This window comes from Acidovorax sp. 22279 (assembly GCF_052045435.1).
Taxonomy (GTDB): Bacteria; Pseudomonadota; Gammaproteobacteria; order Burkholderiales; family Burkholderiaceae_C; genus Acidovorax; species Acidovorax delafieldii.
The window spans coordinates 173,169-186,207 of the sequence record NZ_JBQEOV010000005.1 but is presented as its reverse complement, the minus strand read 5'-3'; the positions used below and the strand labels follow the sequence as shown (position 1 = coordinate 186,207).

The 13,039-nt window shown below is 66.1% G+C and carries 9 protein-coding genes; 5 read left to right on the top strand and 4 right to left on the bottom strand.

Features of this window, described 5'->3' with window-relative positions:
• The first annotated feature begins 60 nt into the window (after positions 1–60).
• Both hemE and ACTJKQ_RS08860 read left to right on the top strand, forming a co-directional pair.
• A complete protein-coding gene (gene hemE / locus ACTJKQ_RS08865; RefSeq protein WP_440596617.1) occupies positions 61–1,173 on the top strand; it encodes a uroporphyrinogen decarboxylase in 1,113 nt (370 codons plus the stop codon).
• Positions 1,174–1,225: 52 nt separating this feature from the next.
• Positions 1,226–2,110 (top strand): helix-turn-helix domain-containing protein, encoded by an 885-nt coding sequence (locus ACTJKQ_RS08860; RefSeq protein ID WP_440596616.1) that lies wholly within the window; start codon positions 1,226–1,228, stop codon positions 2,108–2,110.
• A 26-nt stretch (positions 2,111–2,136) separates the two neighbouring features.
• On the opposite strand, the gene ACTJKQ_RS08855 is transcribed toward ACTJKQ_RS08860, so the two are convergent.
• On the bottom strand, positions 2,137–2,598 hold the full coding sequence (locus ACTJKQ_RS08855; protein WP_369817519.1) for a NuoB/complex I 20 kDa subunit family protein: 462 nt from the start codon (positions 2,596–2,598) through the stop codon (positions 2,137–2,139).
• 826 nt (positions 2,599–3,424) lie between these two features.
• Here ACTJKQ_RS08855 and priA point away from each other — a divergent pair.
• Positions 3,425–5,557, top strand: coding sequence for a replication restart helicase PriA (gene priA, locus ACTJKQ_RS08850; protein ID WP_440596615.1), 2,133 nt, complete (start codon positions 3,425–3,427; stop codon positions 5,555–5,557).
• A gap of 90 nt (positions 5,558–5,647) precedes the next feature.
• Here priA and ACTJKQ_RS08845 read toward each other — a convergent pair whose 3' ends face one another.
• Positions 5,648–7,609, bottom strand: a complete 1,962-nt coding sequence (locus ACTJKQ_RS08845) for a gamma-glutamyltransferase family protein (RefSeq protein ID WP_440596614.1) — start codon at positions 7,607–7,609, stop codon at positions 5,648–5,650.
• A 337-nt stretch (positions 7,610–7,946) separates the two neighbouring features.
• On the opposite strand from ACTJKQ_RS08845, the gene ACTJKQ_RS08840 reads away from it, so the two are divergent.
• Positions 7,947–8,228 (top strand): cupin domain-containing protein, encoded by a 282-nt coding sequence (locus ACTJKQ_RS08840; RefSeq protein WP_440596613.1) that lies wholly within the window; start codon positions 7,947–7,949, stop codon positions 8,226–8,228.
• Between the two features lie 28 nt (positions 8,229–8,256).
• On the opposite strand, the gene ACTJKQ_RS08835 is transcribed toward ACTJKQ_RS08840, so the two are convergent.
• Together ACTJKQ_RS08835 and ACTJKQ_RS08830 are read right to left on the bottom strand one after the other, a co-directional pair.
• Entirely contained in the window at positions 8,257–9,210 is a 954-nt protein-coding gene (locus tag ACTJKQ_RS08835; protein ID WP_056065542.1) for an AEC family transporter, read from the bottom strand.
• A 111-nt stretch (positions 9,211–9,321) separates the two neighbouring features.
• Positions 9,322–10,611 carry an ABC transporter substrate-binding protein gene (locus tag ACTJKQ_RS08830; RefSeq protein ID WP_440596612.1) on the bottom strand — a complete coding sequence of 430 codons (1,290 nt, stop codon included), beginning with the start codon at positions 10,609–10,611 and terminating at the stop codon, positions 9,322–9,324.
• A 315-nt stretch (positions 10,612–10,926) separates the two neighbouring features.
• On the opposite strand from ACTJKQ_RS08830, the gene ACTJKQ_RS08825 reads away from it, so the two are divergent.
• A complete protein-coding gene (locus tag ACTJKQ_RS08825; RefSeq protein WP_056747936.1) occupies positions 10,927–13,026 on the top strand; it encodes an ATP-dependent helicase in 2,100 nt (699 codons plus the stop codon).
• The last annotated feature ends 13 nt before the right edge of the window (positions 13,027–13,039 follow it).

The following is a 13,039-nucleotide window of genomic DNA, read 5'->3' as shown; positions in this document are numbered from 1 at the left end:
GTCAATTTCCGCAGCCGGATCGGGTGCCGAGGCCGGCGGTCGGCCTGCGACAATCGCACCATGACCTTCGCCCCCCTTGCCAACGACACCTTCCTGCGTGCCTGCCGCCGCCAGGCCACCGACTACACGCCCCTGTGGCTCATGCGCCAGGCGGGGCGCTATCTGCCGGAGTACAAGGCCACGCGCGCCCAGGCGGGCAGCTTCATGGGCCTGGCTACCAATGTCCAGTACGCCACCGAAGTGACCTTGCAGCCGCTGGAGCGTTTCCCACTCGACGCCGCCATCCTGTTCAGTGACATCCTGACCGTGCCCGACGCCATGGGCCTGGGCCTGTCCTTTGCCGAGGGCGAAGGCCCGCGCTTTGCCAAAGTGATGCGCGACGAAGCGGCCGTGGCCGAGCTGGCCGTGCCCGATATGGACAAGCTGCGCTACGTGTTCGACGCCGTCACCAGCATCCGCAAGGCCCTCAATGGGCGTGTTCCTTTGATCGGCTTCTCGGGCAGCCCCTGGACACTGGCCTGCTACATGGTCGAGGGCAAGGGATCGGACGACTACCGCCTGGTCAAGAGCCTGATGTACGCGCGCCCCGACCTGATGCACCGCATCCTGGCCATCAATGCCGACAGCGTGGCCGCATACCTCAACGCCCAGATCGACGCGGGCGCACAGGCCGTAATGATTTTTGACAGCTGGGGCGGCGTGCTGGCCGACGGTGCCTTCCAGGAGTTCAGCCTGGCTTACACCAAGCGCGTACTGGCACAGCTCAAGCGCACCGGCGTGGATGGCACCGATGTGCCGCGCATCGTCTTCACCAAAGGCGGTGGCATCTGGCTGGAGGACATGAAAGACATCGACTGCGAGGTGCTGGGCCTGGACTGGACGGCCAACCTGGGCAAGGCGCGCACCATCGTCGGCGGCCAGGTGAGCGGCCCCGGCAAGGCGCTGCAGGGCAACATCGACCCCAACGTGCTGTTTGCGCCGCCTGCGCAGATCGTCACCCAGGTGCATGCCGTGCTCGACAGCTTTGGCAAGCCCCACACCGACCGCAACACCACCGGCCCTACGCACATCTTCAACCTGGGCCACGGCATCAGCCAGTTCACCCCGCCCGAGCATGTGGCGGCATTGGTGGAGGCTGTGCACAGCCACTCGCGCGCGCAGCGCCAGGGCTGACACCCCGGGCGAGGCATCCAGACCGCCCGGCACGCCGCGCAGGGACCAGGTGATGGCAACGGAACAGCCCGTACCGCCGCCAGCGGAGTCCCCCACTGGCCCGCAGGCACTGCCCGCCTCGGCCCTGCAATCCCCACCCGGCGCGCTCGCAGACTGCGTGCGCGCCTTTTTCTGGCGCGACCTGGGCCGCCAGCCGCCCCACACCCCGGCGGACACGCGCGTGCCGCCCAGCCCCTACCCCGGCATCATCTGGCTCACGCGGGGCACGGCCCAGCTCGTGGAATGTGCGGGCGCCGCCACGGCAGCGGCTATGCCGGCCATCACGCTGTCGGGCGCCCACCGACATCCTTACCACTCGGTCTCCTCCCTTGATGGTGATTCGTTCTGCCTGGCGTTCCAGCCCGGCGCGCTGGGGCTGCTCACTGGGCAGGACCTTGCGCCGCTGACCGACCGGGTCACGGACGCAACGACCTGGCTGCCCGGGGCCTGGCACCCTTTCCTCGCGGCCGTCCACGCGGCGCCCGACCATGGGGTGCGTCAGGCGCTGTGCGTGGACTTCCTCACCCCACGCTGGGCGGTCGTGGCCGACCGGCATGCTGCCTGGTTGCAGGTGTTGCACCAGGCTTGGCAGCGCGGCGCACGCCAGGCCCTGGCCTCTGCGCTGGACTGGACGCCCCGGCACCTGCAGCGACGCACCCGGCAGCTGGCGGGCCTGCGGCCTGGCGAGATCGAACGCATGCTGCGCGCCGAACATGCCCTGCTGGCCATGCGCGACGGCAACGCCGGTGCCCTCGATGCCGCGCTGCGCCATGGCTACGCCGACCAGGCGCATTTCAGCCGCGAGGCGCGCGCCCTGTTCGAAAAGCCCCCCGCAGCGCTGAAGGCCCACACCCGGCGGCCGGGCGACGATGCGGACTGGCTGCTGCGGCGCAGTTGAAGCCGCCGCCCGCTGGAGACTGCCGATTACCGCTGGATCACCTGGGGCCGCTTGATCTTGGCCTGCAGCTGCAGGATGCCGTAGAGCAGCGCCTCGGCCGTGGGCGGGCAGCCGGGCACATACACATCCACGGGCACGATGCGGTCACAACCCCGCACCACCGAGTAGCTGTAGTGGTAGTAGCCACCGCCGTTGGCGCATGAGCCCATGGAGATCACGTAGCGCGGCTCGGGCATCTGGTCGTAGACCTTGCGGATGGCGGGCGCCATCTTGTTGGTCAGGGTGCCGGCGACGATCATCAGGTCGCTATGGCGGGGGCTGGAGCGCGGGATGATGCCAAACCGGTCCAGGTCGTAGCGCGCCATGGCGGCATGCATCATCTCGACCGCGCAGCACGCCAGCCCGAAGGTCATGAACCACAGGCTGTCGGTGCGTGCCGCCTGCACCACCTCATCCAGCCGGGCCAGCACAAAACCGTCGCGCTCCATGGTGGGCGCATCTGCCATGGGGGAAGAAGAGTAAGTAGCCATGGCGGCATCGTCGCCACAAGTCGCCACGCCGTCTTGAAGCAAAGCGACATGGACCGCTGTGACACCAAGAACGCCAGACACTCCGGGCCCTGCGACAATCCCCGGGCATTTCGCAGCAGATCCGGCGTCCCCGCCAGCGCACTTATGCACAAAATTGGAGCATCCTCGCACCCGGCGCGACTTCGTACGGCAACTTGCAAACAAACCTCATCACGACGCTAAGTGCTTGATTTATATGGCGTTAAATCCCCTGCTTTTTTGACAGGCAATCCAGCCAAAGCACGAATTGACAAGGACTTGCGGACCAAACCCAAGGGATATCAACAAAGTTATCCACAGAAATTCTGAATTTCTTACAAATCCCCTGTCAAATCAAGTACTTGCAGGCCATATCGAAGAAATGCATGAACATAGGCTCACGCCGCTAGCACAAAAAGGGGGCAACCTGTCCTCTTGACGAAGTCCTGCTGTCCGACTTATGCACACAAAACGTGATGCAGCGCAACATGGAGACGCTGAATCGGCTTAGCACAAAAATCCGGGGCAAATTTCTTCAGATGATTGATTCATAACGATTTTTTTGGATTGCTGTATTTCCGGGCAATCTGTTCGCAGCCAGCATTCATGCGGCTTGGGCGGGGGTCGGGACAGGATGTCAACAAAGTTATCCACAGAAATCCGGGATTACTCACACACCCACGGCAAATCAAGCACTTAGCCGCCAAAGCTCCAGATCACATCCACAACGCGCACTAAGCCTATTTCTCCTCCATAGCTCGTGTCTATGTCCCTCTCCCTCGTCCACGTTGCCCTGCAGACGCCATCGCACAGCGGAGTCGGCGACCTTCTGAGCTACGCCAGTGAGCGCCCGCTCTCACCGGGTACGCTGGTGCGGGTGCCCTTGGGCACGCGCGAGGTGCTGGGCGTGGTGTGGGACGCCGACGAAGCCCCCGGTGAGCTGCCCGATGGCGCCACGCTGCGTCCCATTGCAGGTGTGCTGGAGGGCGTGGCGCCCCTGGATGCGTCCTGGCGCCGTCTGGTGGGGTTTGCAGCACGCTACTACCAGCGCGCCTTGGGCGAGGTGGCCCTGGCGGCCCTGCCCCCGCAACTGCGCGACCTGCGCCCCGAGCAGTTGGCACGGCGGCTGCGGCGCCCGGCCAAGGGCGCAGGAGATACCTCACGCACTATTGAAAACATAGCACTCAGCGCAGAACAAGAAAGCGCCAGGGCCCGAATTTCCTCAGAAAATGGGCCTTTCCTGCTGTTTGGCAGCACCGGCAGTGGCAAGACCGAGGTCTATCTGCGTTGCGTGCAAGAGATGCTGGAGGCCGACCCCACCGCCCAGGCGCTGGTCATGGTGCCCGAGATCAACCTCACGCCCCAGCTGGAAGAGCGCTTTGCAGGCCGCTTCGCTCCGCGCTTCGGCCCCGGTGCCGTGGCGTCGCTGCACAGCGGCATGACCAACCCGCAACGCCTGGCCAGCTGGCTGGCCGCGCACAGCGGCAGCGCGCGCATCGTGCTGGGCACACGCATGGCGGTGTTCGCCAGCCTGCCCGGCCTAAAGCTCATCGTGGTGGATGAAGAGCACGACCCCAGCTACAAGCAGCAGGAGGGCGCGCGCTATTCGGCCCGCGACCTGGCCATCTGGCGCGGGCGCGAGCAGGGCGCTAAGGTGATCCTGGGCTCCGCCACGCCGTCGCTGGAGAGCTGGTACGCCAGCCGCCCGGCCACGGCCGAAGACCCAGAAGGTGGCCGCTACGTGCGGCTGCACATGCCCAGCCGCATTGGCGCCGGTGCCCTGGCCCGTGTGCGCCGGGTGGACATGAACCAGCAGCCCCGCCGCACCGTGTTCAGCGCGCCGCTGCTGCAGGCCATTACCGAACGCGTGGCGCGTGGCGAGCAGAGCATGATCTTGCTGAACCGCCGGGGCTACGCGCCCGTGCTGCACTGCGTGGACTGCGGCTGGAAGAGCGACTGCCCGCACTGCAGCGCGCACCAGGTGTTCCACAAGACCGACCGCACCCTGCGCTGCCACCACTGCGGCCACACGGTGCGCGTGCCATTTCATTGCCCGGCCTGCGGCAGCCCCGACATCCACCCCATGGGCAAGGGCACCGAGCAGCTGGAGGAGCAGCTCGGCACGCTGCTGCGGGAGGTGCTGCGGCCCGACCGCACGCCCGCCCGCATCGCCCGCATCGACGCCGACACTACCAAGGCCAAGGGCGCGCTGGAGGCCCAGCTGGCGCAGGTGCATTCTGGCGAGGTGGATGTGCTGGTGGGCACGCAGATGATTGCCAAGGGGCACGACTTTCGGCGCATCACGCTGGTGGCTGCGGTGCAGCCCGACGGCGCGCTGTTCAGCAGCGACTTCCGCGCCGCCGAGCGGCTGTTTGCACTGCTGATGCAGGCAGCGGGCCGCGCCGGGCGCGACGCCGCCTACATGGCCGCACAAGCGGTGCATGGCACGCAGCCCGAGATGTGGGTGCAGAGTTTTCACCCCCAGCACGCTGTGTTCGAGGCGCTGCGCAAGCACGACTACGAAGCTTTTGCCGCCCAGCAGCTCAAGGAGCGCGAAGAGGCCGCCATGCCGCCGTTCTCATACCAGGCACTGGTGCGTGCCGATGCGCGCACGCAGGAGGTGGCGCAGGGCTTTCTGACTGCGGCCACCGCCGCCGCCCACGCCGCGCAGTTGCCAGGCTTGCCCGACGGCACGGTGATCCTGTTCCCGCCCGTGCCGCTCACGATCCAGCGCGTCGCCAATGTGGAGCGCGCCCAGATGCTGATGGAAAGCAGCAGCCGCACCACCCTGCAGCGCTTTCTGGCCGCATGGCAGCCGATATTGCAAGCCACGCGCAGCCAGCCGGAGCACAAGGGGCTGATCCGCTGGCTGGTGGATGTGGACCCGCTGGCGATCTGAGGCGCACCCGCAGTCTGTCGCAGCGGCCAAAAACAAAGGGGGCTGCGCTCTTCAACGCAGCCCCCGCCTCGTCAGAGCGTGGTTCGCCGTTTACAGCGCGCCGTCACCCAGCACGATGCCTTCACGTCGCGGGTCCACGCCGCCTTCCAGCTTGGTCTGGCCGTTGCGGTTGACCCGCATGATGGTGGATACGCCGCTCGACTGCGCGGCGTTGTTCACCGTGTGGCCCTTGGCCTTGAGGCCATCGATCAGCCCCGTGAGGTCGAGCGAGGTGTTGGCGCCGTCCACATTGGTGGTCACGCTGTTAGTGGCGCCAAAGTTCACGAGCGAGGTGGCCTGCTGGGCGTCCAGGTTCCAGTCCACCGCACCCACCACCGTCTTGAGCACGTACTGGATGATCGTGCCGCCGCCGGGCGAGCCCGTGGCCATCACGAAGTCGCCGGGCTCGGTGCCCTTGAACACCAGCGTGGGCGCCATGGTGCTGCGGGGGCGCTTGCCGGGGGCCACGCGATTGGCAATGGGCACACCGGCGCCGTCAGCGGGCTGGGCCGAGAAGTCGGTGAGCTGGTTGGTCAGCAGAAAGCCGCCCACCATGTGGAACGAGCCCATGCTGGATTCGACCGTGGAGGTCATCGAGACCACGTTGCCATAGGCATCCACGATGGAGAAGTGCGTCGTGCCCCGCTCCACCGTCTTGTCCACACCCAAAGGCACATCGCCCAGTGCCCCCGCAGACGCCGTTCCCAGCGACTTGCCATCCGGCTGGATCAGCGCCGCGCGCTGCTTCAGGTAAGCCTTGTCCAGCATGGTGGACACGCCCTTGCCAGGCAGCGGGATGAAATCGGTGTCGGCCACGTACTTGTCACGGTCGGCATAGGCCAGGCGCTCTGCCTCGGACACCAGATGCACACCCATCACGCTCGGCACGCCGCCTTCATTGGTGGGATTGGTGGGGCCGTATTTGGAAAGGTCGAAGTTCTCCAGAATGCCCAGCGCCTGCGCAATGGCGATACCGCCCGACGACGGCGGCGACATGGTGCAGACGTAGTAGCTCGCGCGGTAGGTGGTGCACACCGGCTCGCGCTTTTTGGCCTGGTAGTTCTTGAGGTCGTTCACCGTCATCAGGCTGGGGGTGATGGGCGTCTTGGCCGCATCGTCACCCACCGCCTGGGCTGCCTTGGCCACGATGGCCTCGGCCAGCGGGCCGGAGTACATCGCGTTGGCACCGCCGCTCGCCAGCGTGCGCAGTGTCTGGGCGTAGGGTAGGTTGGTCGTCACCGTGCCGGTGGCCTTGGGGGTGCCGTCGGCGTTGAAGAACGCGGACACCGCATTCGCGTCCAGCGCCAGGCTGGCGGCGTTGCCCTTGATCGCGTCGCCCATGCGGCCGGGAATGCGGTAGCCGTTGGTGGCCAGCTGGATACCTTCGTCAAACAGCTTTTCCCAGCCCAGCTTGCCATGCTCCTTGTGGGCCATGTCCAGCATGCGCATCACGCCAGGTACACCGATGGAGCGGCCACTGCGCCGGGCGCTGGGCACGGGCGCAGCGGACGAGGCATCACCCTGGTCCTGGCGCACCAGGTAGTAGCCGTTGGCTGCGGCAGGCGCGGTCTCGCGGCCGTCGTACGCCACGACCTTCTTGGTGTTTGCGTCGTAATACATCATGAAGGCGCTGCCCGCCAGCGTGCTGGACTGCGGCTCCACCAGGCCCAGCACAGCCTGCACGGCCACGGCGGCGTCCACGGCAGTGCCGCCGGCCTTGAGCACGTCGCACCCGGCCTTGGTGGCCAGCGGGGTGTTGGCCACCACCATGTACTTGCTCGATTGCTTGGCCTTGTAGCCCAGGCGGTAGCCCGATGCCGCCTCGGGCGCAGCCGGGTCGCCCGCCACGCCGGACCCCACCACCACGGCCGAGCCGGAGCTGGACACCACCGAGCAGCTCTGGGCATTGTTGTCCACGGCCAGGTCGTTGTCCGAGCCGCTGCCGCAGCCCGAAAGCACCAGCGCAACGGCCACGGGCGTGAGTGCCCACAGCACAATATTCCTCTTCCTCATAGTGAATCTCCTGTTGTTGTCCGTTCGTGGGCATGGATTGACCACGTGGCATCGTCGGCGCAAAAAGCATGCCCTGTCGAATGTTTTTTCGTATCGTTTTCTCAAGGCAGCCATCTCAGGAAGGCAACGACAGGCAGGCCAAGGCGGCGGCACGACAGCGGCACGGCCACATTGTCTGGACGACGCCTGCGCGCGAGCCCCGCATGAAAAATCGAAGCAAATCCGGCGGTAGCGCTAGTGCATCAAGCGCTAGCAGCTATCATTTTTGAAAGCCCGAGCCCCCGCCCTGACTTTGAGCCCGCGCCTACACTGGACTCGCACCGCAGCAGGAGACCCCATGACCCCCGAACAATTTGCAGACGAACTGGCCCGCGAAGGCTTTGAGCCCGCCGTCACTGTGACCCGCGAAGCCGGGGGCGTGCTAGGTGACCACACCCACCCGTTCGAGGCCAAGGCACTGATCCTGTCGGGCGATATCCGCATCGCCACGGCTGCGTCAGAACGCGTGTACCAGGCGGGCGATGTCTTTCACCTGGCGGCCGAAGAGCCGCACTCGGAGTTCTACGGCATGCTGGGAGTGCAGTATCTGGTAGGGCGCAAGACACCCCCGGCGGCCTGACACCACCTCACCGCAGCAGCCTGGCGGTTCAGGTCAGCAGCGCGACGGCGGCGGAGAAGCTCAGGAACGCCAGCGCAGTGGACACCAGAATGATGCGGGCCACCCGCCCGTTGTTGGCGCCGAATTTCTCGGCCAGCAGCGACACGTTGCTGGCGCTGGGCAGCGCCGCCAGCAGCACCATCACCGTGAGCGCAAAGGGCGTGAGCGGCACCCCTAGCGCCATGGCCGCCGTGCCTGCACCCCACACCAGCAGCGGGTGTACCAGCAGCTTGGCCAGCGCCACCGGCACGTAGTCCCGTGCAGGGACCTGCTCGTGCTGGTTCATCTGCGAGCGGGCCAGCACTGCGCCGATGGTGAACAGCGCGACGGGCGAGGCCGCGTCGGCCAGCATGGCGATGGTCTTGTCCACCGGACCCGGCAACTTGAACTGCAGCGCCGATGCGAGCGCGCCCAGCGCAATCGACCAGGGCATGGGGTTGGTGGCCATGCCCCTGAAAGCGCTTTTCAGCGCCACGCCCACGCCATGGGTGCCCGCCCCATCCAGGCGTGAGAGCGCAATACACAGTGAACTGGTGATGACCATGTCCACCACGATGGTGACGATGGCGGGCCCTGCGCTCTGGGCACCCAGCAGTGCCACCAGCAGCGGCACACCCATGAAGCCCGTGTTCGGGAAGGCTGCGACGAGCGCACCAAAGGCCGCGTCGTTCCAGCCGATGCGCGCGTTGCGCGTAAGCGCCACCGTGGCGCCCACCATGACCAGCGCACACAGCACATACACGCCTGCCACGGCCGGGTCCAGCAGTTGGTGGATGGGTGTGCTGGCACCAAAACGGTACAACATGCATGGCAGCGCAAAGTACAGCACGAAGGCGTTGAGCCCCGGGATGGCAGGTTGCGGCAGCACGCCGCGCCGTGCGGCGAGGTAGCCACAGAGCACGAGCGCAAAGAAGGGGAAGGTGACAAGCAGGACGGACAGCACAGCCCGATTGTCCTTGTTGCGCCAGCAGCCAGGGTCTACGGCGCCCGAGGTGGTCAGCGCAAAGTCAGGTGGGTGGGCTCGCGGGTGGCGAGCGCAGGCATCCGCTTTTTGTTATTGCTTGCGCTGGATGATGAGGTTGCGCTTGGCATCCTCCGGGTAGGCAAAGGTGATGGCGCCGTTCTTGACCATTCCCATGACCAGCATGTTGCGCGTGATCGCGTCCTTGTCCTGCGCGCTAAAGGGCTTGTCGTAGGTGGTGACCACGCCGTAGTAGGTCTTCATCTTGCCCTCCAGCGATTCCTTGATGGCCTTGCCGTTCAGGTTGCCGTCGCGGATGCCGAGGAAGGAATACATCAGCAGATAGGTGGCGTCGTAGGCGTTGGCTGCCGCCATGGGCATAGCCACCTTGCCTTGGTACTTGCGGGTGTAGCTCGACAGGAACGATGCACGGCGCTCATTGCTGGGCTCGGCGATGAAGGTCTGCACCATCAGCGCGCCCTCGGCCGCATCTTTGGCGCCTTCGAGGAAGAAGGGGAAGGACAGCGGCCACGGCCCCACCTGCGGCACCTTCCAGCCCAGCGCCTTCTTGCCGTTGGCAATGGTGGCGTTCTCCGGCCCCACGGTGTAGCTGTAGACCACGTTGGCACCCGCGTTGCGTGCCGCAGTCAGCTCGGTCGTCAGGTCCTTCACCCCCAGGTCAAAGCGCGCCACATGCACGGGCTTGAGGTTCTTGGCGGCCAGTGCGGCCACCACATCGTTGTAGCCGCCTTCGCCATAGCCGGTCTTGTCGGCAAAGATGGCGACCTTGTCCCAGCCGCGTTTGACGATGTCGTCCACCAGGAAAGGCGCCTGGATCGCGTCGCGCGCCTGCACGCGGAAGATGTAGCTGTCGGGCGCGGGATATTTGGCCGTCACGGCTGTGCCCGTGGCGCAGGGCACGATGAGCGGGCTTTTGGCGTCCTGGAACAGGTCGATGGCCTTGAGCGCCACGCCGGTGTTGCAAAAGCCGATGGTGGCGACCACTTTCTCATTGAGCAGTTCTTGCGACACCTTGCGGCCTTGATCGGGGTCGGCCCTGTCGTCCTTGATGACCAGCTCCAGCGGGCGGCCCAGGTAGCCACCCACGGCATTGATCTCGTCCACCGCCAGCTTGATGCCATTGAGCATGGGCACGCCAAAGTCGGCCGACGGCCCCGTGAACGGCCCCACCACGCCGATGCGCGCGGGGGCGTTGCCCCCCACCTGCGCATGCGCCACCCGTGGCAGCAACGCCGCACCCGCCAGCACACCGGCAGCCGCCAGGGCGGACCAGGCGGTCCATGCAGGCAGTGGCAACCGACGGCGGCCCGCCCGGGGCGCGGCGGCGGTCAGAGCGATGGATGGCGGGGTCACAGGGTTCATGGCGGTGCTCGGTTCACAACACTCCCCTCCCGGTGGGGGAGGGACTCACCAACCAGTATCAAATTGTGAAAACAAAGCCCCTAGCGGGGTTTCCCGGAGCAAAGGGCCTGCCCCGTGGGCTGCGGTGCGCCCCAGTCAGCCGACCGTCAGGCACCGGTCGCGCGTGGGCGACTAGGGCATGCCGGGGGGTACGCCGGTATCATTGCGCCCTTGCGCTGCACGTCCCCTCGGCGTGCACCCCACGCCCGTGGCGCCCACCGCCCCGCGCCTGTCCGGTTCCCCCCTTCGCCTCTTTCTGCACGTTTCCTCCTCTCCATGTCTGCCGGTCTCAATCTCGCCCAGCTCCAGGCTGTCCACTACACCGACGGGGCCTGCCTCGTGCTGGCAGGCGCGGGCTCGGGCAAGACACGGGTGATCACGATGAAGATCGCCCACATGATCGAAAAGGGCATGGACCCAAAACGCATCGCGGCCATCACTTTCACCAACAAAGCCGCCGCCGAGATGCGCGAGCGCGCCAAGGGCCTCATCGGCCGGCGCGCCAAGGATGTGCTGGTGTGCACCTTCCACGCGCTTGGCGTGCGCATGGTGCGCGAAGACGGCCATGTGCTGGGCCTCAAGCCCCAGTTCAGCATCCTCGACGCTGATGACGTGACGGGCATCCTGAAAGAAGCCTCGGGTGGCACCACCGACATGGCCACGGCGCGCCAGTGGCAGTGGGTGATCAGCAAGTGGAAGAACATGGGTCTGACCTCCGAACAGGCCCTGGCCCAGGCGGCGGACGACAACGAACGCATCATCGCCACGCTCATGGCGCGCTATGAAGAGCGCCTGGCGGCCTACCAGAGCGTGGACTTTGACGACCTGATTGGCATGCCGCTGCGGCTGCTGCGCGACTTCCCCGAAGTGCGGGCCAAGTGGCAGGCGGCCCTGGGCCATGTGCTGGTGGACGAGTACCAGGACACCAACGCCACGCAGTACGAGCTGCTCAAGCTGCTGGTGGGCGAAAAGGGACATTTCACCGCTGTGGGCGACGACGACCAGTCCATCTACGGCTGGCGCGGCGCCACGCTGGACAACCTCAAGAAGTTGCCGGTGGACTACCCCCACCTCAAGGTCATCAAGCTGGAGCAGAACTACCGCTCCACCAGCGCCATCCTGCGCGCGGCCAACAACGTGATCGGGCCCAACCCCAAGCTGTTCCCCAAAACCCTGTTCAGCGAACTGGGCGAGGGCGAACCGGTGCGTGTGGTCGATGCCGACAACGAGGAGCACGAAGCCGAGCGCGCCGTGGCCCGCATCCAGAGCCTGCGCGCGGCCAGCAACCCGCCGCCGGACTGGAAGAGCTTCGCCATCCTGTACCGCGCCAACCACCAGGCCAAGCCGTTCGAGAAGGCACTGCGCAAGGCCAACATTCCCTACAAGGTCTCGGGCGGCACCAGCTTTTTTGACCGCGCCGAAATCAAGGACCTGTGCGCCTGGTTCCGGCTGTGGATCAACAACGACGATGACCCGGCGTTTTTGCGCGCCATCACCACGCCCAAGCGTGGCATCGGCCACACCACGCTGGCATCGCTGGGGGCCTTTGCCACCCAGCACAAGCAAAGCATGTTCGGCGCGCTGTTCAACGGCATGCTGCCTGCCGCTGTGCCCAAGCGCGCCATGGACGGCCTGCACGAGTTTGGCCGCTACATCAATTACCTGGAGTACAGCGCCCGCCGCACCCATGGCGCCGAAGAGGCCCGCGCCTTTTTGAACGAATGGCTCAAGGAAATTGGCTACGAGCAGCACCTGTACGACAACGAAGACAGCGAAAAAGTGGCGGCCGCCCGCTGGAGCAACGTGATGGAGTTCTGCGACTGGATGGCCCAGCGCGCGGGCGGGCAGATCGACGATACGGCCGGTGCCGTGGTGGCCAAGGAGACCAAGAGCCTGCTGGAGGTGTCGCAGACCATTGCGCTGCTGTCCACCATCAGCGAGCGCGAGCAGGAGCAGGACATGGTCACGCTCTCCACCCTGCACGCCAGCAAGGGGCTGGAGTGGCCGCATGTGGTGCTGGTGGGCGTGACCGAGGGCATGCTGCCCTTCAAGCTCGATGACGACGAAGGCCGCCAGCAGAAGGTGACCGACGACGTGCTGCAGCGCCTGCAGGAGGAGCGCCGCCTGATGTACGTGGGCATCACCCGCGCCCAGCGCACCCTGGCCGTGAGCTGGACCAAGCGCCGCAAAAAAGGGCGCGAAATGGTGGCCGCACAACCGAGCCGCTTCATCGCCGAAATGGGCCTGGACAAGACCACCGCCCGCGAAGACCCGCGCGAAAAGCTCAAGGCCCTGCGCGCCGAATTTGCTGCCAAGGCCCAGGCCACCACTGCGGCCAACGCGGCTGCGGCCGCCAACCCGGCGCCCACTGCTTGAGAGGGCGTACGCA